The sequence below is a fragment of the Pseudoalteromonas sp. 5Ae-yellow genome, assembly GCF_014077565.1.
In the GTDB taxonomy this organism is placed as follows: Bacteria; Pseudomonadota; Gammaproteobacteria; order Enterobacterales; family Alteromonadaceae; genus Pseudoalteromonas.
This window is the reverse complement of record NZ_JACGWD010000053.1, coordinates 1-26241: the sequence shown is the minus strand read 5'-3', so window position 1 is coordinate 26241 and position 26241 is coordinate 1. Positions and strand designations below refer to the sequence as shown.

Below are 26241 nucleotides of genomic sequence, written 5' to 3'. Positions count from 1 at the left end.
TGTCCTTAAAATCTCAAAATTAGTAGTGTAAATACTAACCTAAATTTACTTCAGAGGTAACGTTAATATAAACGTTAACGTATTGTTTTCGGTATTACTGGCCGTAATAGTAAAGCCATTTAAGTTACATAAGCTCTGTACAATTGATAATCCTAAACCATGGCGCTGATTATTAGTTCTAGATGAATCTAGCTGATAGAGCGGGTCAAAAATAGCAGTTAGCTGTTCATCACTTAGTGGTTTATTTACTTTGTTACTAACAGAGATGCTCATGTTTGTGCTGTTATTTACGGCAGTTAATTTAGTTGGCGCCTCAGGAAGTCCATAAAATAGTGCGTTATCGATTAAGTTACATAAAATGGTACTTAAACTAAATTCGTCAACATTAAGTGTAAACTCGTCAGTTATATCATTATTTAAACGCACTTTAATACTTGGGTGCTTAAAGGTCAGCTCATCAACAATTTGATTTACTAGGTTATTTAGCATGATATTTTGCGCATTCAATTGCATAGCACTACTACTTGAGCGCTGCAACAGTAATAGGTTGCTAACAATTGTTTTCATGCGCTGTGAAATATTAAGTACATCACTGGTATAGGTGTCGCTAATGCGTTTATCGTCAGGGTAGCGAATAGCCACTTCTGAAAGACTTATTAGTTCAGCTATTGGGGTTTTAAGCTCGTGTGCAATATCGCTTGTTAGGCGTTTTTCATTACTATAGAGTTGCTGATTAACGGTAATAAACTTATTTAGCTCGTTACGTATAGGTTCTATTTCTTCTACTTTAAAGTCGCTTTCTATTGTTTGCGCAACACCGGTAATATCGAGTAACTTAATTTGGTCGTTTAAATTGTGTAGTGGGTGCAGGCCTTTATTTACAATACGTGTCACTAAATAGCGCACACCAAACACACCAAGTACACAGGTTAAAATAAAGACCACATCAATAATAATCAGTACTTTATTAAGTTCGGAGGTGGGCGCTGCGATTGCAAGCGTCATGGTATTAAAAACAGCAGAGTGGGTGGGATTTCTATCATCTTTTTGGGCTACAAAGTGACTTATAAGTGCGCGGCCATCACGCCCGTTAGGAAGCTCGTAATCTATAATTTTAGATTCATTTATCGGCATTTCTAAAAAAGGCAGGTTAGCATTTTCATAAAGCGCTAATGAGTCCGAGCGCTCAAAAACATCACTGCCATGCCATAACTGGTAAAACTCCGTGGCATCTGCAGCTTCATACTCCGACATAAACTCACCAGCAAAATCAAATTCAACCACGTTGTTGTCATCTTCAACTAAGGTTTTTAAGTAGTTAGCTTTATTAGTTAAAGACTGATTGAACTGATCTTCCACCCAAGTATCAACACTTAAATCAACGGTTAAAAATATGGTGAATAAAATAACTGAGATCACAGCGCTAATATTATTAACGAGTTTACGTTTTATTGAGTGATTTTTATTTTGTTGTTGCGACATAACCAAATCCACGTTTATTTTTTATCGGGAGCTCGCCATCAAACTGTCTTACTTTTTTACGTATGGTTGAGATGTGTGCTTCAAGCGCATTTTTAGAGAGCATATCAAACTGACCTACCACCGCTTCACTTATAAGTTCAAGCCCCAATACTCGCTCTGGGGCGTTAAATAAGCATTCAATTATTTTGTATTCATTACGCGTGAGCTCAATGGCATGTTGCTTGTAATGAAGAGTTTTAAGGGAGAGATCTAATACGCAATCTCCTACGGTTAGGCTATTTTGTTGGTTTTGCAGTGAACCACGACGAAGTAATGCAAGGACACGAGCATGGAGTTCTTCAAACGAAAATGGCTTAGTTAAATAATCGTCAGCGCCTTTCATAAGGCCGTTAATTTTATCTTGAGGCTCACTTCGTGCCGATAAAATTAGCACACGGCTTTGGCTATTACTGCTGCGCAGTGCTTGTAAAATACTCATGCCATCAACGCTCGGTAGCATTAAATCAAGTACGAGGAGGTCGTAGTTTCCACTCAGTGCCATACTCAGCCCTTCTGAGCCATCACCAGTTTCATCTACGGTAAAACCAAGGTTGCTAAGGCCAACTTGCAAGCTGCGTCTTAGTGCTTCAGAGTCTTCAATAACGAGGATTTTCATGTTTACTCGGTTTATAAAAATAGCCTTGTTACTTTAACAAGGCTTTATTATCAAGTCACTTGGTTAATGATACCAACCATTTGTGTAGGCTAAATTACCCAAGTTCGCGTGGGCTAGGGCTTTTCTAACTAGTTGCTCATCATTTTCACATGGTACAAGCTGGTTATTGCTATACGTATAGGTTGTTGCTGGTTTTTGTGGTTGTAACACCACCACTTTATTATCGTGCATGTAGGCAAAGTTTTTGTCGTATTGCATCATTGCGCGTAGTTTGTTGTCGCTAATTGGCTTTGATAAATCATGACCTATCATTGGGTGCTTACCACTTGCGCCAATTAAAGACAGTAGAGTAACAGGAATATCGAGCTGACTGGCTAGTTGGCTATCTCGTTTATGGGTAATACCTTTTCCAAAAATAACGGCCGGAATTTTAAAGTGATCCACCGGTACTAAATTCGAACCCGATACGCGCGAGTCGTGATCGGCAATAACTATAAATACAGTATCATCCCAGTAGCTCGATTTTTTAGCTTTTTCGATAAAGGTGCCTAGTGCGTAATCGGCATACTTGGCAGCATTATTACGGGTTTGTTTTTGTTTATCGTACAGCGTTATTTTATCGTCAGGAAAGTCATACGGGCTATGATTAGAGCTTGAAAATATAAGGCTAAAAAAGGGTTTGTTTTGATTTTTAAGCTTAGTAAGTTCTATGTCAGCTTGGTCGTACAAGTCTTCGTCTGATGCGCCCCACGAGCCATTAAAGTCTATTTTTTTAAAGTTATTTGTATCTACGATACTTTTAAAACCGTTGCCTAAAAAGAAGCTGCGCATGTTATCAAAATGGCTTTCGCCACCATAAATGAACTGCGTGTTGTAATTTTGCTTCGCTAAAAAATCAGCAATGGTAAAAAAGTCGCGTTGTGATTTATCAAGCTTAACAACTGCACGCGAAGGCGTTGGTGTAAACCCTGTAATTACTGCCTCAATTCCACGTACTGAACGTGTGCCCGTGGCGTATAAATTATCAAACCCCCAGCCTTGTTTATAAAGGGCGTCTATATTAGGTGTAAGCGGTAAACCGCCAAGCGTGCCTACATAACGAGCACCTAAACTTTCTTGTAAAATAATGACTAAATTTTTGGGTTTACCTGTATTACTTGCGCGATGAAACGTTTTTGTAGGGGCGGTTACATCGCTAAATGCGGCTTGCGTATTTTGCATGTTATTACGCACAATACTAAGTAATTCATCGGTGGGCATTTTACCGTAATAGTCTTGGCTCGATTGCTCATTAGAAAGTTGCTTAACTGCAAACGCGACGCTATAAAGTGAGTTAAGGGTTAAGTCGTTAAGTAAGTGATCAGTAGAAAACGAGACCATGGCGGGGTTAAGTGGTCTGTGCCCTAATGAGTTGCGGGCGCCAAAAATAGTTAAGCATACTAAAATAAGCGCTAAAATTGATTGATTTAAACCTGTTAGTGATGACTTGCTTTGCCATTGATTGCTAAATATTTTACTTGCAAATTTACAGCTTAAAATAAGTGCTATAACAGCAATAAATACTTCTAACTTATAGCCTGAAAAAATCATTTTTGAGACTTCTTTAGGATAAATTAAATATTCTATAAATAAGCGGTTTGGGCGTAAATCGTACTCGTTTATAAACGTAGGCGTAATCACTTCAAAAAAAACAAGTAAAGCAGACATCGTCACTAAATAAATTTTAATGAGGCCGCGTACTTTATTTTGCCACCCTACGCTTTGCATCAGTAAAATAAGTAGTAATGCGGGCATAATAATGTAGCTTAGAGTGGCTATATCAACTCTTAAACCACCTATAAATATAGATAACCACGCATGCGATCCAAATACACGCTCCCCTTGCCATACACTTAATCCAAAGCGAGCAAGTGTTAAAAAGCTAAGTGCCAAAACAGCAAATACAACAAAAATCCATACAGGGCCAAGTGTATTTTGTATTTTAGGTATAAAAGTTAGCTTTATGCCCATAACACAGCCCACCAAATAAGAGCGGCAATTAGCATAGCTATAAACACGCTTGCAGAGGCTATATCTTTAGCTAGCCCCGAAAGCTCATGGTATTCACTGCCAATTCTATCAACTACAACCTCAACTGCCGTATTTACCAGCTCTGCAAACAATACAAAAAGCAGGCTAGCTATAAGCAGTAATTTATCCTTTAGTGCAATTTCTTGTAGCCACACAAACACACCGAGTAATGAAAACAGTGCTAGCTCTTGTTGAAACGCCGCTTCAAATCGACTCATCCATTTTAAGCCGTTAAAAGAATGGCTTAAGGTAAAAATAAGACGCATTAAGCCTTGGCGTTTTATAACGGTTTTATTACTCATAGTTTTATTTCGCTTGGTGTTGTTTGGCAGTTAGCAAGTAAATCAAGTGATGCCTGATACGTTTTGCTTTTAATGCCAATTAAATTTAAAAGGGTGTGAAAAATATTGTTGTGTGAGCGTGCAGCGCGGGTGTCTAGATTAGCTAAACAGGTATTAGTAATGCGCTGATTATGCTCATCAGCCCACATATAAAGAGGAACGTGCGTTTGTGTGCTAGGTGCAAAGCTATACGGAAAACCATGTAAATAAGCACCGGCTTCGCCAAGTGATTCACCATGATCAGAGACATATAAAAACTGCTTATCTATGTTGTTTGGCAGAGCTTTTAATTGCTCAATTACCTGGGCGTTAACAAAGTCGCTGTACGCAATTGTGTTGTCGTAGGTATTAACTAATTCATCGAGTGAGCAGTTTTGAATGTCGCTTCTGTCGCACGTGGGCGTAAATTGCTTAAATTTTTCTGGGTAGCGTTTAAAGTAGGTTGGTCCGTGTGAGCCCATCATGTGTAGGACGATAACGGTATTAGCTTGGTTTAAATTAGCGAGTTTGCGCTTAAGTGGAGCAAGCAGTGCTTCATCAAAACAATATTTTCCATCGCAAAGCGCTGATGGGGTGGTTGGGATATCAATGTTAACAACACGGGTGCATACGTTTTTACAGCCGCTGTTGTTATCAACCCACAGTACGTCGCTGCCAGCTTGTTGTGCTAAGTCAACCAGGTTTTGTTGGTTGTCGGCTGCTAAACGATCAAAGTTATCTTGTGTTTGCAGTGAAAACATACACGGCACAGACACAGCAGTAGCGGTGCCACAAGACGCCACATTATTAAAATACGTCACATTATACTTTTGTGTATAAGGGTTGGTGTTGCGCTTATAACCTTGATAAGCAAAGTTTTCTGCTCGTGCGGTTTCGCCAACAACTATAACTGTTACACTGGTGGTATTAGGCGCAATTAGGGTAGGTGCTGCATCTATGTTTTTAAATTCCATATTGGTATACAGCAGCTGATCGCGCATATATTTATAACCGCTAGAGAGATACTGAAATGGGATGAGTTCTTTTTTCAAAATGCGGTTATTGCGGCCAGTGGCTGCGTAATCGGCGTAAAAGTTTACGACCACTAAAGCAATTAGTGAGCAGCACGCTACAATAAGTTTTATACGACTAATTGCTTCTTGGTGAGGGCGGGTAAAGTGTATTTTTACTTTGCTTAATATAAAAACAGGTAGCGCACAAAACAGTAGTAGAAAGCCTATGAGCTGCGGATTTAAATAGCTCAGTGCTTCGCTTGAATCTGTTTCGAACGTGTTTTGAATCATTGAATAGTCAAACACGACGCCGTAATTTAATGAGCCGTAAAGTACGGCACTCGAAATTATCAGTAAAAGGTAGTTAATTGGTTTTAGTAACCACCTAACCGACACTATTGAAAAGAAAATAATTAAAAGGCATAACAACAGCAGTGGCACTGAAAGTAAAAATAGCCACGAAAAAGATGCAAGGGAGGTGATGGCGCTAAACGAACCTTGAATAAAAGGAATGTTTATAACTAAACAGTAATAACAGGCAATCATCACTACAAAGGCATTTGCACTACAGTGAATGTAAAACCGCTTACTACGATTTGGCTTTTTTTGTGCTGGTGTTTGGCTAGTTATGTTCATATTTAGGCTCGTTTAAAATAACAACGCCATGCTATGCAACAACACTTAAGAGTCGCTTAAGAGAACCTACGCATTACCTGAAGGTGATAAATAATTTTATTTATAAAAATATTCTCAAAAATTAATCAAACCTTAAATAAGGGATATAAGAATAGTGAATTTCTGAGATTAAAATTAGAGCATAAAAAAACCACTACCAGCTTGTATAATGAATTTTAAAACCTGATAAATTGCCTTTTAGTCTTTTTGTTAGATTAACTTTGGTGTTGACTTAAAGGGCCTAGCGCGGTACTAATATAAAAAGAGAGCGAAGGAATAACCTTCGCGATAATTGAACAAAATTTGGTATTAATTACATGCTTACAAACGCACTTAACCTAGTCCTGATTATTATCGTGGTGATTATTCCCGCGAGGGCTTCGTAGTGCTTTAAAAACTTAAGCATTAAAAAAGCCCTCCGCACTTAACCGTTCGGAGGGCTTTTTAGTTTTAAGGGCAAAGTTTTTAGCGTAAAAATGTAATTGAGTTGTCACTGAGGAATGAGGGTTTATTAATGACAGGCGCAGAACTAACAATCGACTTATTGGCCAAACACGGCGTAAATGAAGTATTTGGCTACCCAGGCGGAGCTATTATGCCAATTTACGATGCGCTGTATGGCGCGCCAGTCAAACACTACCTAACTCGCCATGAGCAAGGTGCAGGGTTTGCAGCAGTTGGTTATGCTCGTAGCACACGTAAATTAGGCGTATGTTTTGCAACATCTGGCCCAGGTGCAACTAATTTAATAACCGCTCTTGCTGATGCGATGATGGACTCAGTTCCGTTGTTAGCGATCACCGGCCAAGTGCCTACTGCAGCTATTGGTTCAGATGCGTTTCAAGAAATAGATGTACTAGGTATGTCGCTTTCGTGTACTAAGCACAGCTACATGGTAGAACGAGCGGAAGACTTAGCAGAGATATTACAAGAAGCAATTCATTTAGCGCAAAGCGGCCGCCCAGGTCCCGTACTTGTCGATATCCCAAAAGATATTCAAATGGCTCAAGTCCCTTTTAAACCTTGGCTAGCAGCTGATGAATACTTACCAGAGTTAGATTTAAAGCAAGTTGCTATTGCTAATCAATTGTTGAGTGAGGCTAAACAGCCTGTAGCGTATGTAGGTGGTGGTGTACAAGCCGCTGATGCGCAAGACGAGCTAATGCAATTTTTAAATAAAACTCAGATGCCAGCTGTATCTACACTTAAAGCGTTGGGCAGTGTATTACCAGATTACGAACATTACTTAGGTATGTTGGGTATGCATGGTGGTCAAGCTGCTAATATCGCAGTGCAAGAATGTGATGTACTTGTATGTATAGGGGCACGCTTTGATGACCGCGTAACAGGCAACTTAGCTAAATTTGCAGCTAAAGCTAAAGTAATCCATTTAGATATAGATGCTGCTGAAGTTGGTAAGCGAAAACCTGCTAAAGCTTCATTAATTGCTGATTTAAAGACGTCGTTACCCGCACTTGAATGCTTTGTAACACCTAAAGCTTGGTGTGACACAAATAAAGAAATGAATATTAAGCATGCTTGGCGTTACGACTACCCAGGTGAGAAGGTTTTTGCACCGTACTTATTAAACCAACTAAGCCAACGCATGCCAAAAACAGGGGTTGTGTGCTGCGATGTCGGTCAGCACCAAATGTGGGTAGCACAACACATGAAGTTTACTCATCCGAGTAATCATTTAAGCAGTGGTGGTGCAGGCACAATGGGCTTTGGTCTACCTGCGGCTATTGGCGCGCAAGTAGCACGCCCTGATGACTTTGTTATCACTGTATCGGGCGATGGTTCTATAATGATGAATATTCAAGAATTGGCCACTATTCGTCGTAACAATTTACCTGTAAAAATATTAATTTTAGATAACCAGCGTTTAGGGATGGTTCGCCAATGGCAAGAACTATTTTTTGAAGGGCGTTATTCTGAAACTAACCTGTCGGATAACCCAGACTTTGTGCAATTAGCTGCTGTATTTGGTATCCCAGGGCAAACAATTACTCACGCTAACCAAGTTGATGATGCGATAACTGCATTAGTTAACAGTAAAGGTCCGTACATAGTACATGCCTGTATTGATGATAAAGAAAATGTTTGGCCACTTGTACCACCTGGGGCTGCTAACGACGAAATGATGACGGAGAAAGCAAAATGAAACATAGCCTAACTATTGCATTAAAAAGCCAAAGTATAGCGGTAGAGCGCTTTTTACGAGTGGTGCGTCATCGTGGTTTTGACCTTACGCATTTTCAGCTCAATATGGACGATGGTTTTTATAATGTAGACATGACGGTAGATAGTGATAAACCAATTCACCTTTTAACCAGCCAGTTAAATAAGCTGGTGGATGTCAAAGAAGTCACTTTACAAAATTTACAGCAACAACAGGCTGTGTAATTACGAACTGAAAAACAATTTACGAGTAACTGAATCACTCGGTTACTCACCAATTTTAGAATGAGGAATGCCCGCTTATTTTGCGGCAAAAACTGAGGTAACTATGGCTAAATTAAGAAGTGCAACAACAACTGAAGGGCGTAAACGCGCAGGCGCTCGTGCATTATGGCGCGCAACAGGTATGACCGACACCGATTTTGGTAAGCCGATTATTGCCGTAGTTAACTCGTTTACACAATTTGTACCAGGGCATGTTCACCTTAATCAGCTAAGTGAACTTATGGCTGAAACCATTACACAAGCCGGTGGCGTCCCTAAAGAATTTAATACTATTGCGATTGATGATGGTATTGCAATGGGTCACGGCGGCATGCTTTATTCGCTGCCTTCACGCGACTTAATTGCTGACTCGGTTGAGTATATGGTAAATGGTCATTGTGCTGATGCGATGATTTGTATTTCAAACTGTGACAAAATTACTCCAGGAATGATGCTTGCAGCACTACGCTTAAATATTCCGGTAATATTTGTATCAGGCGGTCCAATGGAAGCAGGTAAAACTAAGCTTGCTAACATCGATATTAAACTTGATTTAGTAGATGCCATGGTTAAAGGCGCTGATGAATCGGTAAGTGATGCAGATTCAGAGCAAGTAGAGCGCTCTGCGTGTCCAACATGTGGCTCGTGTTCAGGCATGTTTACTGCAAACTCAATGAACTGTCTGCTAGAAGCGATTGGTTTAGCACTTCCGGGTAACGGCACGACGCTTGCGACTCATAAAGACCGTAAACAACTTTATGTTGAAGCGGGGGCTCGTATTGTTGATTTATGTCGTGAGTATTATCAAAAAGATAATCAAGATGTATTGCCACGTGCTATTGCTAACAAAACAGCCTTTATGAATGCAATGGTTGTTGATATTGCAATGGGTGGCTCGTCAAATACGGTATTGCATTTACTTGCTGCAGCGCAAGAAGCGGGCGTTGATTTTGATATGTCGCACATTGATGCGCTTTCTCGTAAAACACCATTTTTATGTAAAGTTGCACCAGCGACACCTGAATATCACATTGAAGATGTGCACCGCGCAGGCGGCATGATGGCAATCGTACGTGAACTTGGCAAAGCAGGCTTAGTTGATATGTCAGTTAATCATGTTGCTGGGTCAACTATGGCTGAGCTCGTTAAAAAATGGGATGCAACAGATCCTACTAACGAAGCGGCGCGCAAATTTTACCGTGCTGGTCCTGCGGGCATTCGTACCACTAAAGCAATGAGCCAAGAGTGTCGTTGGGACGAGGGCGATAATGACCGTGTTAATGGGTGTATCCGAAGTGTCGAACACGCTTTTCGTCAAGATGGTGGCTTAGCTGTACTTTCGGGTAATTTAGCAGTTGATGGCTGTATTGTTAAAAGCGCTGGCGTTGTTGATGAAATGCTACATTTTGAAGGTACTGCAGTCGTGTACGAGTCACAAGATGATTCTGTAGAGGGTATTTTAAACGATGAAGTAAAAGCCGGTGATATCGTGGTTATTCGTTACGAAGGCCCTAGAGGCGGCCCAGGTATGCAAGAAATGCTATATCCAACTAGCTACTTGAAATCAAAAGGCCTAGCTGAAAAATGTGCACTTATTACTGATGGTCGCTTTTCGGGTGGTACTTCGGGTTTATCAATTGGTCATGTATCACCAGAGGCGGCAAGTGGTGGTGCAATTGCTTATGTTGAAAATGGCGACAAAATCATTATTGATATCGCAACACGAGAAATCACGTTAGCGCTAAGCGATGAAGAGCTTGAAGCACGTAAACAAAAACAATTAGCACGCGGAAAACTGGCTTACAAACCAGTTGATCGTGAGCGCTATGTATCGTCTGCTTTAAAGGCTTATGCATTACTTGCAACAAGTGCTGATAAAGGCGCAGTGCGTGACTTAGCTAAATTGGAGGCGCTTAGTTAATTATGGTCTCTCAAGAGCTCGATTATTTTCGCGCTATTATTCAAGCAAACATGGAGCCTTTGGCTAAGGTTACCGAGGTCAGCGAAATGGCTGAGCTCGGTGCTAAATTAGGTAACCATGTTTGGTTAAAGCGTGAAGACCAACAGCCCGTGTATTCATTTAAATTACGCGGTGCGTATAACAAATTAAATAAATTACCTAAAGGCTCAGTGGTTATCACTGCTTCAGCGGGTAATCACGCTCAAGGGGTTGCACTAAGTGCTTCTCACTTAGGGCATCAAGCTACAATTGTAATGCCAGTAACAACGCCTGAAATAAAAGTAAGTGCGGTACGTGCGCTAGGCGGTGAAGTTGTGCTACATGGGCATCATTTTGATGCCGCAAAAGCACATGCGCTTGAGCTTACAGAGCAACGAAACGGTATATTTGTTCCACCATTTGATGACCCAGACGTCATTGTTGGTCAAGGTACTGTAGCGCGTGAGCTTATGCAGCAATTAAACGAGCTTGATGCGGTGTTTATTCCTGTTGGCGGCGGCGGTTTACTTGCTGGGATGGCGGTTTATATTAAATCGCTGCGTCCAGATATAAAAGTAATTGGTGTAGAAGCCGACGAAAGTGCATGTTTACAAGCGGCACTTAAAGCAGGCAAACCGGTAGAGCTTGAACGCGTTGGTAGTTTTGCTGATGGCGTAGCGGTTAAAATTATTGGCACTGAAACATTTCGCTTAGCGCAAAAGTTTTGTGATGAAGTTATAACCGTCACCAGCGACGAAATATGTGCTGCCATGCAGGATATTTTTGTATCTACCCGTGCAATAGCAGAACCTTCAGGTGCACTTGCAACGGCAGGGCTTAAAAAGTGGAGCCAGCAGTCGGGGTTAAAAGGATTACATTTAGCGGCTGTTTTATCCGGTGCTAATTTAAACTTTGATCGCCTGCGTTATGTTGCAGAGCGCACTGCGCTGGGTGAAAAAAACGAAGCGTTATTAGCGGTTACTATTAAAGAAGAAAAAGGCAGCTTTAAACAGTTTTGTGCTTCTTTAGGTGGCCGTGCTATTACTGAGTTTAACTATCGTTATGCAGGACCTGGTGAAGCACAAATATTTGTAGGTATTGCCCTGCGCCAAGGCGAGCAAGAGCTTAATGAGCTAAAGCAAGACTTAACAAATAATGATTACCAATTTTGCGATCTGTCGGATAACGAACTCGCTAAATTACATGTGCGCTATATGGTTGGCGGAAAAGCACCCGAGCAATTACATGAGCGCTTACTTCGCTTTGAATTTCCGGAGTATCCAGGTGCGCTTGCACGCTTTTTAGATACTTTAGGTAGTAATTGGAACATTACCTTATTTCATTATCGTAATCACGGTGGTTCGATGGGGAATGTACTGGCAGGTTTTGCTATTGAGCCGAGTCAGTATGAGATGTTTAACGAGCACTTAAATCGTTTAGGTTACAGTGTACAAGATGAAACACAAAATCCGTGCTTTAGCCAATTTTTAACATCAAAGCCCCAAGCAGAAAAAGCCGAAAAACTCGCCTCAGTATAGTCCTTCTTTAAAGGCAGGCACCTAACTAGGGTGCTTGCTTTATCGCACGTTTTACATATAGTTACAGGTAATCGTCATACTTTTTGAGGGCACCTAGTTGCTATTTAAAGGATTAATCATTGGATTGTGCTTTTTTTGTAGCCATATCGCGGCGCAAGAATCAGTCACATTACAGCTAAAATGGACACATCAGTTTCAGTTTGCTGGCTACTATATGGCAAAGCAAAAAGGCTTTTATAATGAAGCGGGCCTTGATGTAACCATTAAGCAAGCTAATCCAATGAAACCTGATACCTTTGCTCCTGTCGCCAGTGGCGAAGCACAATTTGGAGTTGGGCACTCTGGTATTTTACAGCAACGTATTAATGGACAACCTCTTGTTGCTATGGCTGCCTTATTGCAATTTTCACCTTACTGCTGGATGGTTAAAGACACGTCTGATATTTTTCATCCACGTGACTTTGTTAATAAACGCATCACTGCGGTGAGCAAAAATGACGGCACCGAGCTACTTATTATGCTTAAACGCAGTGGCGTTGATGTAGATAAACTCAAAGTTTACAATGGCGAAAATTTTAATCAGGCTTGGATTGAAAACAAGCTAGATGCTATGCAAGTGTATGTTACTACAGAGCCTTATTATATGACTCAACAAGGCGTAGCTCATCGGCTTGTTTGCCCACAGCGTTATGGTATGGACGTATATAGCGACATTTTATTTACCAGCGAAAACATGCTTAAGCAAAATCCACAAACGGTCGAAAAATTCTACCAAGCGAGCCTAAAAGGTTGGCGCTATGCAATGATGAATATGGACGAAGCCATTGCAGTCACTCAGCAAAACTATGCACCGAGTAAGAGCTTTCATCAGCTCGCCTTTGAGGCTGAAGTACTAAAAAGTTATATAACCCCACCCACTACCAGTTTAGGGCATATGTCGATAGCAAAGTGGCGTTTAATTGCTGACTTATATGGCATACAGCAAAACGAATTTGACGAAGTGAAATCTCACTTTATTTATAAATACCAAGAGCCTGAAAAGATGCAATTATCATGGATGCTTATAGCAGCTATTTTGGTGAGTATTATTTCAATACCTTTGTATTTACGGCTGATTTTTAGCCAAAAATAACTGCTTAGGAAATTCACGAAACTGATATAATTAATTGTCTTTTTTATTTTTTAAGCTGTTATGACTTTAGCTGAGCAATTTTTTGCACTTGATTCACTTTTAATGCGCCATCGTCAGTATTGGCAGTGCACCGCATTTGATTTTGACACTATTCCTTGGCCAGAGCTGCAAGGCATACTTAACGAACTAACTGATGATCAGGTAACCGTTCTTGATAATGATCAAAATCAGCTATACCAATTTTTTAGCCAACACATAAACCAACTTGATGAACTTGCTAAGCTATGTGATTTACCTAGCTCTGCACACTCTCGATCTGATTATCCGTTTTGGATAAGTAACGGCATTAAAGGTCGTAAGTTTGATCAGTTACAAGATTTTGTATCTGCACTACCTAATACTAAGCAACCAGTTTTAGAGTGGTGTGCGGGTAAAGGACACTTAGGGCGAATGCTTGCGTTTAATGGTGCCAATAATGTGCATAGTATTGAACTGCAACAAAGCTTATGCGAGCAAGGACAAAAAAGTGCACAGCAACAAGGCTTGGCAATGCACTTTAGCCAAGCTGATGTATTAAAAGAGGATATCACTCAATTTTTTAATGCTGATATGCATGCCGTAGCGCTACACGCATGTGGTGGTTTGCACCAAGCATTTATGCGTCAAGCAAGTTTAGCGAAAGTACAGCAAATTAGCTTTTCACCTTGTTGCTATCATTTATTTACGGCTAATGAGTACCGTGTAATGAGTGAGGTTGCAAATAAAAGTGAGCTTAACCTAACGCATCGCGATTTAAAGCTCGCATTACAAGAAACCGTAACAGCGCCTTCTCGTCTGGAAAAAGTACGTAAAACAGAGCTAGAATGGCGACTTGGTTTTGATGCACTTAGAAAATCGATTACTGGAGAGCAATATTATGTAAGCGTACCTTCGGTTAACAAAGCTATATTCTCAGATTCGTTTAAATCATTTTGTGCGTGGGCTGCAGATAAAAAGGCAATAAACCTACCTCAAGATACTGATTATAATAAATATTTAGATATTGGTGTTGCTCGAAAAAAAATAACTGACCGAGTTGAACTGGTTCGACATGTGTTCAGAAGGGCAATTGAAGTTTGGCTTGTGCTCGATCGTGCTTTATATTTGCAACAGCAAGGCTATCAAGTAAGCGTTAAAACGTTTTGTGAAAAGCAGTTAACGCCTCGTAATATTTTGATTCTTGCTAATATCCATTAAATTTCCGTCCTCGACTTAATAAGAGATGCAATGAGAAAGTTAAAAAATTTATTCGATAACAATAAACGTTGGGCTGCACGTACAAGCGAAGCTGATCCTGAGTTTTTTAAAATTTTATCTATGCAACAAAATCCAGAGTATTTATGGATTGGTTGTTCAGACTCTCGTGTACCTGCTAATCAAATAGTTGATTTATTACCAGGCGAATTATTTGTGCATCGTAACGTTGCTAACGTGGTTGTACACACTGACCATAACTGTTTGTCGGTTATGCAGTACGCTGTAGAGGTTTTAAAAGTAAAACATATTATGGTAGTAGGTCACTATGGCTGTGGTGGCGTACAAGCCGTTTTAAACAATGCAAAATTTGGCTTTATTGATAATTGGCTACGCCATGTAGGGGATGTAAAAGAAAAGCATCTTGAACAACTTGATGCAATGCCAGAAAGCGAACGTTTAAGCCGCCTTATTGAGCTAAATGTAATTGAGCAAGTACGTAATGTATGCCGTACTAACATTGTGCAAGATGCGTGGGAGCGCGGCCAAGAGCTAAGCGTTCATGGTTGGGTTTATGGTTTAGAAAACGGCCATCTTCATGATTTAGAATCTGTAGTAACGTGCGCGAGTGAAGAAACGCAAAGCTACAAAAAAGCAGTGCAGCACGTACTTAATAAAGTGGGCGAAAATAAATAAATTTATGACTAAAACGGCGATATTAATAGGTGCTACAGGTTTGGTCGGTAATGAGTTGCTACATAAGCTACTTAAGAGCGATCGTTATACCAAAGTGGTTACGTTAAGTCGTCGGGCTTTGCCTATTACACACGCAAAGCTAGTTAATCACGTTATTGATTTTGAAAAATTAACTCAATACGTTGAGCTTTTTAAAGGTGACGTATTGTTTTCGTGTTTGGGCACAACCCGTAAACGGGCGGGCTCTACACAAGCTCAGCGTAAAGTAGATTTTGATTATCAGTTTATAGCGGCGCAGTTAGCGGCATGTAATGGTGTTACGCATTACTGCTTAGTGTCATCAAGCGGGGCGAACACGCACAGTAATAGTGCTTATTTGAAAATGAAGGGTGAGCTTGAGCAACATATTAAAGCACTCCCTTTTGATAAAATAAGTATTTTACAACCATCTTTATTATTAGGTGATCGTGAGCAATTTAGAGTGGCAGAAAAGATAGGCAGTATTATTTTTCATGTTATTACACGACTTCCGTTTTTAAAGCGTTACAAACCAATAACTGGCGAGCAAGTTGCGCAAAAAATGCTGAGTGTGAGTTTAGAGCAACAGACTAAGTTATTTTATTATGTGCTAGATGAGCTATTTGAATAAACTGAGTAAAACGCAAAAGGCAGCCTAAGCTGCCTTTTTTGTACACTAAATTAATACCAATTTTATTAAAAAAATTATCATTCTAGTGTATTAGATAACTCACGAACTACGTTAAAAATTATTTATATAGAACAACTATGTACCATAATTTTAGCCTTGTTATTGAGCTATTTTCTTATCGCTATAATAGAACACTAATTTAATGCAATTGGTATAATTATTCAGCGTCAGTTTTAGCGCTAAGTTGTTGCTCAAGCAATGAAACTTTAGCTTCAAGTTCGGTTAACTTTTCGCGAGTACGAATAAGTACTTGGCTTTGCACATCAAATTCTTCACGGCTCACAAAGTCCATCTCAGCAAGCTTGTTTTGTAGAACTTGCTTTGTTTTACCTTCGAGTGTGTCTGCTAGGTTTTTTACACCTTGTGGCATATTGCTAGTAATTTGCTTAGCAATTTCTTCAAGTTTTGCTGGGTTGATCATATTTGTCCCTTCGGCATTGCCTAAATGATAATAACTAATATTACCTTATACCCACGGTATTTAACACATGATCATCTTTACCTTAATTAATTAAGGCAATTGCTATGCTCGCTGTAATGGTTACGTTAAAATTGCGCGTCTTTTAAATTTCTTTGGTCGTTATGAAACTCAATCCTAAACAAGATGAAGCCGTAAAATATATTAGTGGTCCATGCTTAGTACTCGCAGGCGCAGGCTCTGGTAAAACCCGTGTTATTACGAATAAAATCGCTTATTTAGTGAAAAAATGTGAGTACAAAGCGCGAAATATAGCCGCTGTTACTTTTACCAATAAAGCAGCCAAAGAAATGCGTGAACGAGTACTGCAAACACTTGGTAAACAAGACGCCAAAGGTTTGTGGGTATCGACGTTTCATACACTCGGTTTAGAAATAATAAAAAAAGAGTTAAGCACATTAGGGTTTAAACCCGGCTTTTCGTTATTTGATGATCAAGATACCAATCAGCTTCTTAGTGAACTCACCGAAGATGAGCTAAAAAAAGACAAGGACTTACTCAAACTACTTAAAATGGAAATTGGTAGTTGGAAAAACGAATTAGTACTGCCAGAGCAAGCAATACGCGAAGCGCGTGATGCGCAAAAGGCATTGTTTGCACAGCTGTATGCTCGCTACCAAAATCAGCTACGTGCTTATAACGCACTGGATTTTGATGATTTAATTATGATCCCTACTTTGTTACTTACTAATAACGCCACATCTCGTGAGCGCTGGCAGCAACGCTTTAAATACTTGCTGGTGGATGAGTATCAAGATACCAATACAAGCCAATATCAACTTGTTAAATTGCTAGTAGGCGAGCGTGCCCGTTTTACTGTTGTAGGTGATGACGATCAATCAATTTACTCATGGCGTGGTGCTCGCCCGCAAAACTTAGTGTTATTAGGTAAAGACTACCCAGGGCTTAGACTTATAAAACTTGAGCAAAACTATCGAAGTGCAGGGCGAATACTAAAAGCGGCTAACATTTTAATTGCGAATAACCCACATGACATAGAGAAAAAGTTATTTAGTGAACTAGGTTATGGTGAGCCGATTAAAGTAATAGGGTGCCGCGATGAAGAGCATGAATCTGAGCGTGTGGTTGCTGAAATAATTTCACATAAGTTTATGAAGCGAACCAGCTATAAAGATTACGCGATTTTATATCGTGGTAATCATCAAGCACGTGGCTTTGAAAAATCACTAATGAGTAACCGTATCCCTTATAAAATTAGTGGCGGTATGTCGTTTTTCGCTCGCTCAGAAATTAAAGATATTATGGCGTATTTACGTTTGCTAGTTAATCAAGATGATGACAATGCTTTTTTACGTATCGTAAATACACCGCGACGCGAAATAGGTACGGTTACCCTTGAAAAGCTTGGTACGCTTGCTAATGAAAAGCACGCGAGCTTATTTGCTACCTGTTTTGATAACGATTTAGGCTACAGGCTAAAAGGGCGTGGCTTTAATGCGCTTGCTGGATTTGCACGCTGGGTTGTTGAGCTATCTGATAACGCAGTACGCGGTGATACGCTCGAAGCTGTTAAAGACTTAGTGCGTAATATTAATTACGAGGCATATTTGTACGAGTCATCACCGAGTGCAAAAGCGGCTGAAATGCGTATGAAAAACGTATCAGAGCTGTATCGTTGGATAACAGATATGTTGACCGGTGATGCCGACAACGAACCAATGACATTAGCCGAGGTTGTTAGCAAGCTAACCCTTCGCGATATGCTTGAGCGTAACGAAGAAGAAGATGAAACCGATGCAGTGCACTTATCAACACTACATGCATCAAAGGGCTTAGAGTACCCGTACGTATTTATGGTGGGTATGGAAGAGGGTTTACTTCCGCATCAGGTAAGTATTGATGAGGACAACGTAGATGAAGAACGTCGCTTAGCTTATGTTGGTATTACTCGTGCGCAGCAGGAGTTAACACTTACTTATGCAAAGATACGTCGTCAATTTGGTGAAACCTCACAAACTGAATTAAGCCGATTTGTACAAGAGTTACCGCAGGACGATCTCGCGTTCGAAAACAAAAAGGCGCCAAATACCCAAGCAGAGCGCATGGAAAAAGGCCAAGCAAGAGTCGCTAACTTACGAGCGATGTTTAAAAAGCCTGAGTAATACCTCAGGCTAACTTTATAAAGACTGGGTTGCTTGCACTTCAGGTAACTCAGAGCATACTAGAGCGTGTTGTTTTCCCACAAAAAATGCCAAACCGTGCTTGTCTAGTAAAGCTCTAAAATTAAGTATTGATGGGCCTTTAGCAATGACCTTCATTGCTTTGAGCTTTGTAATTGCAAGCACGCCCTGTAGCTGAAAATCGTAACTTTCTTGTTGTAAAACACGTTTACTAAAGGTCGAGCTAAGTAGTAAATAATCAAAATTAATATCGGTTAGTAAATTAAGTTCGCACCTGTCTTTAGCAAAATTGTTTAAACCAATTGAATAACCAAGTTGTGATAGCGTTTTGAGGTTTTTTATTTGCGTTGCACATGCGTGGCGAATTTCTTGTTCATCAAATAATAAACAGAGTTGGCTTTGTCCTTGTTGTTTATTTAGCGTATCTGTAAATAAAACAAATTCGTGTTCCTCAAGTAGCAAACCAGAGCAAGGAACCAATGCCATAGCTACATTTGCAGTAATTGCTTGTGCATAGGCGCGTTGTAATAGTTGTAACTCTACTTGCAGATGCTGCTCTTTATCTGATGCAAACTTTTTCAAAATATCAAAGCTAGTAAAGCCAAGTATTGGGTGTTCACCAAATGCTTCAAATAAAGATTCAGACTGTTGTTGCTCATCAAGCGTAATTATTTCTGAGCTTCTAAAACTCATAGGTAATATATCAAGGTGATGTTGTGCTTTTAGAGTCTGCGCAGGTATTGATTGCGTTAATAGCGGATGAAATAACTCGTAACGGTTTTTTCCTGAGTTTTTAGCGTGATACATGGCAGCATCGGCATCACGAATAATTTCATCTGTATGCGTATAGCTTTTCTTTGAGTAGGTTATCCCTATACTTGCACCACTTTGTAAAGACTCACCTTTGAGATAAAAGGGTTTTTTCATTAAATCTATAATACGATTTGCAACATCTTCTGCTTGTTGAGGCTCAGTTAAATGGGTTAATAAAATAACAAATTCATCTCCGCCTAAGCGTGCTAGTAAATCATGCTCGCGTATACATTGGGCAAATAACTCACTTACGTTAATTAAAAATTGATCGCCTGCATGGTGGCCAAGCTGATCGTTAATATCTTTAAATTTATCTAAATCGATAAACAAAACAGCAAAGTGGTGCTCAGGAAAACGTTGATAATGTTGTAGCGTTTTTTCGAGCTGAGTTAAAAATAGACTACGATTAGGCAAGCTCGTAAGTGAATCGTGATGTGCATCATGATAAAGCTGCTGCTCTATTTTTTTTCGCTCATCTATTTGCATTTGTAAGTGCAGATTAGTTTGACGCAATTCTTTGGTTTTTTCGTTTACTCTAAATTCGAGTTCTTGATGGCTTTTTGCAATTGCTTGATTGACGAGCTTTGTTTGTAAAACAGCTGCAATTTGATGCGATACAAAGGTAATTAACTCGCAATCATCTCGGCTGAATATATGTTTGTTATCGTAGGCTTGGCAAACAAGAAGACCAATAACACCTTGAGCTGTTTTAAGTGGAGCGCCTAACCAGCTAGTGGCCATTTGCTCTTTTGGTACAGGTGCTGAACGTTGTACCACACCGCTTACTATTAATTCTTTTGCTCTACATGTGTGTATTAGTTGTGTTTCTTCGGTGCTTATTACCAGTTCGCTATAACCTTTAGCAAAGCGTCTTGGCTGTGTATTTTCTTTAAATTCATCTACGCAATAAGGAAAACTAATCCACCCTGTTTCTCTATCATAAAGCGCAATATATAAGTTTTCTGCGTAGGTAATTGTTTTTATTATTTCGTGTATCTTAAAATAAGCGTCATCAAGGTTTTTAGCTTGCGTTGCTATTTCAGATATTTTAAATAGAATTTGTTGGCGTTGAAGTGCGCGTTTACGCTGCTCTATTTCAAGGTTTAGTGCATCGTTACTTTGAGTGAGTGCGCGGGTGCGAATTTTAACTTCTGACTCAAGAAGCTCTCGTTTTTTTACACGCTCTATTGCTGTTGCCAAATAAAGCGACATAAACTCAAGTAATTGTATTTGCTGTGAGCTATAGCCTTGTTTTGTATCGTAACTTTGCGCTGCTAAAACACCGATAATATTATGTTCTTGGTAAACTGGTACGCCTACCCAGTGTTCGGCAGGAGTGCCTAATGCTTTAAATAAACCTTCTGCTGCAGCATCTTGCATTTGCTGCTTGGTAAAGCATGTGGTTTTACCCTGTTTAAATACATAACCCGTGGCGCCTTCATCAAAGCTATTTGATTGGTTAAGGGCGACGGCAATACCATCTTTTTCATCTGAAAAGTAAGAAAGTTCTAGTGATTGGCTGTATTGATTTAGCAGCACCACATAAAAACTTTTACTAGGTACGTACTTTTGTAAAATGTCATGGATGGCAGGGTATAGCAGGGTTAGCTCGGCCACAGTACTTGCCTGCTCTGATAATTGGATCAGGGCATTTTGTAAATGATGTGATTGTTTGTATTTTTCGAGAAGCGCTTTAAGGCGTTTATTTTGATACGCCAATTTACTCGATACTGATAGTTTATCTTCCAATGATCTAACCGGCTATTTTTATTGTATAGTTATTAGCCTTATACTTTCACTTTTAGTGCTTATCGTCAAGTTGATATTCCTACTAAAGCAGTAGCTAGACACACTATTTTAGGCATTAAAAAAGGCTTACAGAAGTAAACCTTTTTTGTATATTTCAATCGAGCTTATTTAGATGTCATAAAGTCGATAGCAGCGCTAATCTCATCATCAGAACAATCCATACACGTGCCTTTTGGAGGCATAGCATTAAAGCCATTTAGTGCATGCTCAAGTAAAGTGTCTTTACCTTTAGCAATACGTGGAGCCCAATCGTCAGCCGATTTAGGCGCGCCTAGTGCACCAGTGCCGTGACATGCAAAACATGCACCTTGATATACTTGCTCACCAGAACGAGGACCTGTAGGCGCCGCTGCAACTGCAGCTTTATCGCCTTCAAGGTATACAGCACCAACCGGCGCGAGACGTGCTTTAATTGCATCTTCAGTCATAGAGTTATCATATGGCTGTGCGTATGCAGTGGTTGCTAGCAATAATAATGCTGCAGCTGTTAATTTTTTCATTTTGCCTTGCTCACTTCGATTTGAACGTGATCAATCACGATTAAAGATGACGGAAATTAAACCGATTATAACTCTCTGAGCCAATTTATAAAATGCTAAGAGCCGTTTTTATTAATAAAACTGACTACTTTTTGCGTTAACGCAATAAAATTTAATTATTTACTGTTTTTTGTTAAGCAATTTAATAAGCGCAATCAGTCATTCAATTAACTTTTTAGATCCTAAGATCAAAATCAATTTATTGATAATACGCTACTAACTAGTTTTGCGATCCCTGCGTCGGCTTCAAGAATCGATTCTGCCAACATGTAAGCAGGGGTGGTAACTAACTTATTTGGTTCATCGATAACTACACCGTCAACCGCACAATCTATATGTTTAGCGCCTAATGTGCTTAGCGCTTGTGCTGTCTCTACATCATTACCAATAGTAAGTGCGGCGTTATCGTAAATAAATGGGATCAATGTGGGTGCGATACACATATAACCTGCAGGCTTATTCGCTTTTGCAAATGATTTACAAGCATTAAGGACGTCCTGATTGATATTTGCTTTTGCGCCTTTAATTGCAAAATCGCATAAGTTTTTTGCAGCACCGAAACCGCCAGGTACAATTAATGCGTCAAACTGAGTCACGTCTAGTTTAATCAGTGATTTAATGTCACCTCGTGCAATGCGAGCAGCTTCTGTTAATACATTGCGTTTATCAGGCATTACTTCACCTGTTAAATGGTTAATGGTATGAAGTTGTTCAATATCTGGTGCAAAACACTGATACGTTGCGCCATTTTTGGCTATATGTAATAAAGTTAAAATTGCTTCATTAATTTCACTACCATCGTACACACCAGACCCTGCTAATATTACTGCTACGTTTTTCATGCTTTTGTGCCCCTAAAGTCTTTTTTATAAGTCGATCGGATGGAGTTTAACATGCTCAAAATTTCTCGCGAAAATAAATTTTTAGTACAAAAATCATTCGCAGTGCAAGTCGTTTTGCGGTTTATGCCATTTGCGATCACTTTGCCTTTAAAAAAATTATAAAGGATCGCTATGATCTTCGATCCATTGTGCTAGAATACTCCTCCGGTTATTTAAATGGACGCGAATAATCAAAGTGAATAACAACAGAAGCAGTCGTTAGAAAACCTTTTTCCACATTGGTTTAAAATAATAAAAAAAGAACCTCGTATTATCTTTTTTAAATTAAAACATACAGTTAAAGTATTTTCTAGGCATTTTTTAATGCTTTGGAAGAATAGCTCGTGGCTGTTATCTACACACTTATCCACAGCTTGCTCTAGTTTTAATAACACGATAAACAGTAATTCACAGTCGTTTTATTTACTACCTTATGGCATGCTTATAATTACCTTAATTTTTTGCATTTAGGATCCAAATTCACCATGGCTCAGATCCCCGAAAACCCACTTATTTTAGTTGATGGCTCGTCATATTTATTTCGTGCTTATCATTCTCCGCCGCATTTAACTAATTCTAAAGGTGAGGCTACGGGCGCTATTTACGGCGTGATCAACATGCTTAAAAGCTTGATCAGACAATATGATCCCTCACATATGGTGGTTATATTTGATGCTAAAGGCAAAACGTTCCGTAACGATATGTATAGCGAATATAAGGCAAATCGCCCGCCGATGCCGGATGACTTACGTACGCAAATAGCACCAATACATAGCATTATCAAAGCGATGGGTTTTCCGCTAATTAGTATCGAAGGCGTTGAAGCTGATGATGTTATTGGCACATTTGCACGCATTGCAACTGAGCAAAAACGGCATGTCCTTGTCTCCACTGGCGATAAAGATATGGCGCAACTTGTAAATGAACACGTTACATTAATAAACACGATGACCGACAGTATTTCAGACCCTGTTACCGTAGTTGAAAAGTTTGGTGTAGGCCCCGAACTTATTATCGATTACTTGGCACTAATGGGCGATAAGGTCGATAATATCCCAGGTGTTGAAGGCTGTGGTCCAAAAACGGCCGTTAAGTGGTTAGAGAAATATGGCTCGTTGCAAGGTGTAATGGATCACGCAAGTGAGATTAAGGGTAAAATAGGTGAAAAGTTAGCTGCAGCTCTCGATCATCTGCCTTTAAGCTACGAGCTTGCAACAATTAAGTGCGATGTTGAAGTTGAATCAGATCTTGATACGTTCAAACTACAAGAGCCAAATAAAGACGAATTAATTGCACTATATGGTGAGTGCGAATTTCGTCGTTGGTTAGCTGAGTTACTAGATAACCCCAAAGATGCAGAAACACATTTAGCTGTACCTACCGAAGCCACTGAATTACCAAAAGTAGAAGACGCTCATTACGAAACTATTTTAACGCAAGCGCAATTTGATACGTTAATAGAGCAATTAAATAGTGCCGAGTTATTTGCATTTGATACAGAAACTACCAGCCTTGATTATATGAAAGCGCAATTAGTGGGTATGAGTTTTGCCGTAAAAGCGGGTGAAGCTGTGTATTTACCTCTAGCGCATGACTACCCGGGTGCGCCTGAGCAATTAAGTCTGGAATTTGTAATGCAAAAGCTAGGTCCAATTTTGGCCGATGAAAACAAAGCTAAAGTAGGGCAAAACCTTAAATACGACAAAAGTGTATTAGCGAATGCAGGTTTTGCGCTAAACGGTATTAAGTTTGACACCATGCTTGAGTCATACGTATTTAATAGTGTGGGTACACGCCACGATATGGACTCGCTAGCACTTAAATATCTAGGTCATAAAAATATTAGCTTTGAAGATATTGCTGGCAAAGGTAAAAAGCAACTTACCTTCAACCAAATTGAACTTGAAAAAGCTGCGCCTTATGCTGCAGAAGACGCCGATATTACTTTGCGCCTCCATAAAGTGCTTTGGCCAAAAATAGTGGCTGATGAAAAGCTAAAATCTGTATTCGAAGATATAGAAATGCCACTTGTTAGTGTGATTTCTGATATTGAACGAACCGGTGTTGCAATAGATAGCAATATGCTTGCAGCACACAGCCAACGATTAGGCGAGCGTTTAATTGAGCTTGAAAAAGAAGCATTTGAAATAGCAGGCGAACCATTTAATTTAAGCTCTCCTAAGCAACTACAAGTATTGTTGTTTGAAAAGCTTGGCCTGCCTATTATCAAAAAAACACCTAAAGGTGCACCTTCTACCGCAGAAGAAGTATTGCAAGAGCTTGCTCATGATTATCCACTACCTAAAGTAATTATAGAGCATCGTGGTTTATCAAAGCTTAAATCAACTTACACCGATAAATTACCATTAATGGTGAATGAGAAAACCCAGCGTGTACATACATCTTATCATCAGGCAATTACAGCAACGGGGCGCTTGAGTTCAACCGATCCTAATTTACAAAATATTCCTATTCGTTCAGAAGAAGGGCGTCGAATTCGTGAAGCGTTTATAGCTGCCGATGGTTACAAAATTGTCGCTGCCGATTACAGCCAAATTGAGCTGCGTATTATGGCGCATCTTTCACAAGACAAAGGTTTATTAAATGCATTTGCTAACGGCTTAGATGTACACAGTGCAACTGCCGCTGAAGTATTTGGTGTAGAGCTTGATGATGTAACTACCGATATGCGCCGCAAGGCGAAAGCAGTAAACTTTGGCTTAATTTACGGTATGTCTGCATTTGGTTTAGCACGTCAACTAGATGTGCCACGCCATGAAGCGCAGCATTACATAGATAAGTACTTTGAGCGTTTTCCTGGTGTATTAGAGTACATGGAAACAACACGTGAAAAAGCAGCTGAAAATGGCTATGTTGAAACAATATTTGGTCGTCGCCTACATTTGCCAGAAATAAACGCACGTAATGGGGCGCGCAGAAAAGGAGCTGAACGTGCTGCTATTAATGCGCCAATGCAAGGTACTGCTGCTGATATTATTAAAAAGGCAATGCTGAGCGTTAACCGCTGGGTACACGAACAAGCGCCAAATACGATTAAGTTACTTATGCAAGTACACGATGAATTGGTATTTGAAATTAAAACAGACTGCGCACCAGAATATACAAAACATATTTGTGAGCTGATGTCGCAAGCTGCAGCGCTTGATGTGCCGCTTATTGTTGAAGCCGACGAAGGTGACAACTGGGAACAAGCCCACTAATGCAATTTGAGCATTTTAATTAAAGCGCCTTTTGGCGCTTTTTTTATGTTTAATAAAAATGGCGAATAACAGCGATTTAATTAGCTATATGCAAGCTTTAGTTAAAATAAGGTTAATTTAAGCAACTATTTGTATTAAATAGTTATATGTTCGTCAATTCTAGCTGTTTTACAGGAATATGATTGTATTTTAATGCGTGCTTTTGTTAAAGTCCCGCCTGTCCTATCCTGTAGGACATCCTGTTGATGATGCATCTGAAAGGGTGCAACAAATTGATAGCTTCTCCCCAGTTTGCTATACCGGCCTACCAACTTGTTTGGTGGGCCGTTTTTTGTTTGCCCAGCGAAGCTGGCAAACCCGATAGGCTGAAAGATGCCTTATTACCCTGACTAAGGGGAAGATAATCTGAATGGCAAGGGCGTCACTGGCCAACGGTGGGGTCTGAAGGAAGC

At 39.8% G+C, this 26241-nt stretch carries 19 protein-coding genes; 10 read left to right on the top strand and 9 right to left on the bottom strand.

Annotated elements, in window-relative coordinates:
* Positions 1-45 precede the first annotated feature (45 nt).
* The 5 genes from H4J63_RS14180 to H4J63_RS14160 form a co-directional block, all read right to left on the bottom strand.
* Positions 46-1482 carry a sensor histidine kinase KdpD gene (locus H4J63_RS14180; protein WP_182197197.1) on the bottom strand — a complete coding sequence of 479 codons (1437 nt, stop codon included), beginning with the start codon at positions 1480-1482 and terminating at the stop codon, positions 46-48.
* Complete coding sequence (locus tag H4J63_RS14175) at positions 1463-2137, bottom strand: response regulator transcription factor (protein WP_154903897.1); 675 nt, start codon at positions 2135-2137, stop codon at positions 1463-1465. The genes H4J63_RS14180 and H4J63_RS14175 overlap by 20 nt, the downstream gene beginning before the upstream one ends.
* A 63-nt stretch (positions 2138-2200) precedes the next feature.
* Entirely contained in the window at positions 2201-4147 is a 1947-nt protein-coding gene (locus H4J63_RS14170; RefSeq protein ID WP_182197195.1) for an LTA synthase family protein, read from the bottom strand.
* A complete protein-coding gene (locus H4J63_RS14165) occupies positions 4138-4509 on the bottom strand; it encodes a diacylglycerol kinase (RefSeq protein WP_007377290.1) in 372 nt (123 codons plus the stop codon). Before H4J63_RS14165 ends, H4J63_RS14170 begins: the two co-directional genes overlap by 10 nt.
* On the bottom strand, positions 4506-6176 hold the full coding sequence (locus H4J63_RS14160; protein WP_182197193.1) for a phosphoethanolamine transferase: 1671 nt from the start codon (positions 6174-6176) through the stop codon (positions 4506-4508). The genes H4J63_RS14165 and H4J63_RS14160 overlap by 4 nt, the downstream gene beginning before the upstream one ends.
* A 553-nt stretch (positions 6177-6729) precedes the next feature.
* On the opposite strand from H4J63_RS14160, the gene ilvG reads away from it, so the two are divergent.
* The 8 genes from ilvG to H4J63_RS14120 all read left to right on the top strand — a co-directional run bounded on the left by ilvG (position 6730) and on the right by H4J63_RS14120 (position 15847).
* Positions 6730-8379, top strand: coding sequence for an acetolactate synthase 2 catalytic subunit (ilvG, locus tag H4J63_RS14155; protein ID WP_002959891.1), 1650 nt, complete (start codon positions 6730-6732; stop codon positions 8377-8379).
* Positions 8376-8621: an acetolactate synthase 2 small subunit gene (gene ilvM / locus H4J63_RS14150; protein WP_002959893.1), complete on the top strand. Its 246-nt coding sequence runs from the start codon at positions 8376-8378 to the stop codon at positions 8619-8621. Before ilvG ends, ilvM begins: the two co-directional genes overlap by 4 nt.
* 103 nt (positions 8622-8724) lie before the next feature.
* The gene (ilvD, locus tag H4J63_RS14145) at positions 8725-10581 is read left to right on the top strand and encodes a dihydroxy-acid dehydratase (RefSeq protein WP_024596945.1); all 1857 of its coding nucleotides are present in this window, start codon (positions 8725-8727) and stop codon (positions 10579-10581) included.
* Positions 10582-10583: 2 nt separating this feature from the next.
* Complete coding sequence (ilvA, locus tag H4J63_RS14140) at positions 10584-12137, top strand: threonine ammonia-lyase, biosynthetic (RefSeq protein WP_039485942.1); 1554 nt, start codon at positions 10584-10586, stop codon at positions 12135-12137.
* 97 nt (positions 12138-12234) lie between these two features.
* On the top strand, positions 12235-13269 hold the full coding sequence (locus H4J63_RS14135; RefSeq protein WP_182197192.1) for an ABC transporter substrate-binding protein: 1035 nt from the start codon (positions 12235-12237) through the stop codon (positions 13267-13269).
* Positions 13270-13329: 60 nt separating this feature from the next.
* The gene (locus tag H4J63_RS14130; RefSeq protein WP_182197190.1) at positions 13330-14505 is read left to right on the top strand and encodes a methyltransferase; all 1176 of its coding nucleotides are present in this window, start codon (positions 13330-13332) and stop codon (positions 14503-14505) included.
* Positions 14506-14535: 30 nt separating this feature from the next.
* Positions 14536-15198, top strand: coding sequence for a carbonate dehydratase (gene can / locus H4J63_RS14125; RefSeq protein WP_007582103.1), 663 nt, complete (start codon positions 14536-14538; stop codon positions 15196-15198).
* Positions 15199-15202: 4 nt separating this feature from the next.
* Complete coding sequence (locus H4J63_RS14120) at positions 15203-15847, top strand: NAD(P)H-binding protein (protein ID WP_182197188.1); 645 nt, start codon at positions 15203-15205, stop codon at positions 15845-15847.
* 217 nt (positions 15848-16064) lie between these two features.
* Here H4J63_RS14120 and ubiK read toward each other — a convergent pair whose 3' ends face one another.
* Positions 16065-16328: a ubiquinone biosynthesis accessory factor UbiK gene (gene ubiK / locus H4J63_RS14115; RefSeq protein ID WP_002959905.1), complete on the bottom strand. Its 264-nt coding sequence runs from the start codon at positions 16326-16328 to the stop codon at positions 16065-16067.
* Between the two features lie 161 nt (positions 16329-16489).
* Here ubiK and rep point away from each other — a divergent pair, with 161 nt between their 5' ends.
* Positions 16490-18508 (top strand): DNA helicase Rep, encoded by a 2019-nt coding sequence (rep, locus tag H4J63_RS14110; protein WP_024605304.1) that lies wholly within the window; start codon positions 16490-16492, stop codon positions 18506-18508.
* Between the two features lie 15 nt (positions 18509-18523).
* On the opposite strand, the gene H4J63_RS14105 is transcribed toward rep, so the two are convergent.
* The 3 genes from H4J63_RS14105 to elbB all read right to left on the bottom strand — a co-directional run bounded on the left by H4J63_RS14105 (position 18524) and on the right by elbB (position 22529).
* On the bottom strand, positions 18524-21088 hold the full coding sequence (locus tag H4J63_RS14105) for a diguanylate cyclase domain-containing protein (protein ID WP_182197186.1): 2565 nt from the start codon (positions 21086-21088) through the stop codon (positions 18524-18526).
* 164 nt (positions 21089-21252) lie between these two features.
* Positions 21253-21648: a cytochrome c5 family protein gene (locus tag H4J63_RS14100; RefSeq protein WP_002959908.1), complete on the bottom strand. Its 396-nt coding sequence runs from the start codon at positions 21646-21648 to the stop codon at positions 21253-21255.
* Between the two features lie 233 nt (positions 21649-21881).
* Positions 21882-22529, bottom strand: coding sequence for an isoprenoid biosynthesis glyoxalase ElbB (gene elbB / locus H4J63_RS14095; protein WP_024605302.1), 648 nt, complete (start codon positions 22527-22529; stop codon positions 21882-21884).
* 524 nt (positions 22530-23053) lie between these two features.
* On the opposite strand from elbB, the gene polA reads away from it, so the two are divergent.
* On the top strand, positions 23054-25789 hold the full coding sequence (gene polA, locus H4J63_RS14090) for a DNA polymerase I (protein ID WP_182197185.1): 2736 nt from the start codon (positions 23054-23056) through the stop codon (positions 25787-25789).
* The last annotated feature ends 452 nt before the right edge of the window (positions 25790-26241 follow it).

Bases quoted from the DNA above. Each gene is read 5' to 3' on its own strand.
- H4J63_RS14130 (WP_182197190.1), top strand. From the start codon at position 13,330: ATGACTTTAGCTGAGCAATTTTTTGCACTTGATTCACTTTTAATGCGC.
- polA (WP_182197185.1), top strand. From the start codon at position 23,054: ATGGCTCAGATCCCCGAAAACCCACTTATTTTAGTTGATGGCTCGTCA.
- H4J63_RS14120 (WP_182197188.1), top strand. From the start codon at position 15,203: ATGACTAAAACGGCGATATTAATAGGTGCTACAGGTTTGGTCGGTAAT.
- rep (WP_024605304.1), top strand. From the start codon at position 16,490: ATGAAACTCAATCCTAAACAAGATGAAGCCGTAAAATATATTAGTGGT.
- H4J63_RS14170 (WP_182197195.1), bottom strand. From the start codon at position 4,147: ATGGGCATAAAGCTAACTTTTATACCTAAAATACAAAATACACTTGGC.
- ilvM (WP_002959893.1), top strand. From the start codon at position 8,376: ATGAAACATAGCCTAACTATTGCATTAAAAAGCCAAAGTATAGCGGTA.
- ilvD (WP_024596945.1), top strand. From the start codon at position 8,725: ATGGCTAAATTAAGAAGTGCAACAACAACTGAAGGGCGTAAACGCGCA.
- H4J63_RS14175 (WP_154903897.1), bottom strand. From the start codon at position 2,137: ATGAAAATCCTCGTTATTGAAGACTCTGAAGCACTAAGACGCAGCTTG.
- elbB (WP_024605302.1), bottom strand. From the start codon at position 22,529: ATGAAAAACGTAGCAGTAATATTAGCAGGGTCTGGTGTGTACGATGGT.
- H4J63_RS14160 (WP_182197193.1), bottom strand. From the start codon at position 6,176: ATGAACATAACTAGCCAAACACCAGCACAAAAAAAGCCAAATCGTAGT.
- ilvA (WP_039485942.1), top strand. From the start codon at position 10,584: ATGGTCTCTCAAGAGCTCGATTATTTTCGCGCTATTATTCAAGCAAAC.
- H4J63_RS14100 (WP_002959908.1), bottom strand. From the start codon at position 21,648: ATGAAAAAATTAACAGCTGCAGCATTATTATTGCTAGCAACCACTGCA.
- H4J63_RS14180 (WP_182197197.1), bottom strand. From the start codon at position 1,482: ATGTCGCAACAACAAAATAAAAATCACTCAATAAAACGTAAACTCGTT.
- can (WP_007582103.1), top strand. From the start codon at position 14,536: ATGAGAAAGTTAAAAAATTTATTCGATAACAATAAACGTTGGGCTGCA.
- ubiK (WP_002959905.1), bottom strand. From the start codon at position 16,328: ATGATCAACCCAGCAAAACTTGAAGAAATTGCTAAGCAAATTACTAGC.
- ilvG (WP_002959891.1), top strand. From the start codon at position 6,730: ATGACAGGCGCAGAACTAACAATCGACTTATTGGCCAAACACGGCGTA.
- H4J63_RS14165 (WP_007377290.1), bottom strand. From the start codon at position 4,509: ATGAGTAATAAAACCGTTATAAAACGCCAAGGCTTAATGCGTCTTATT.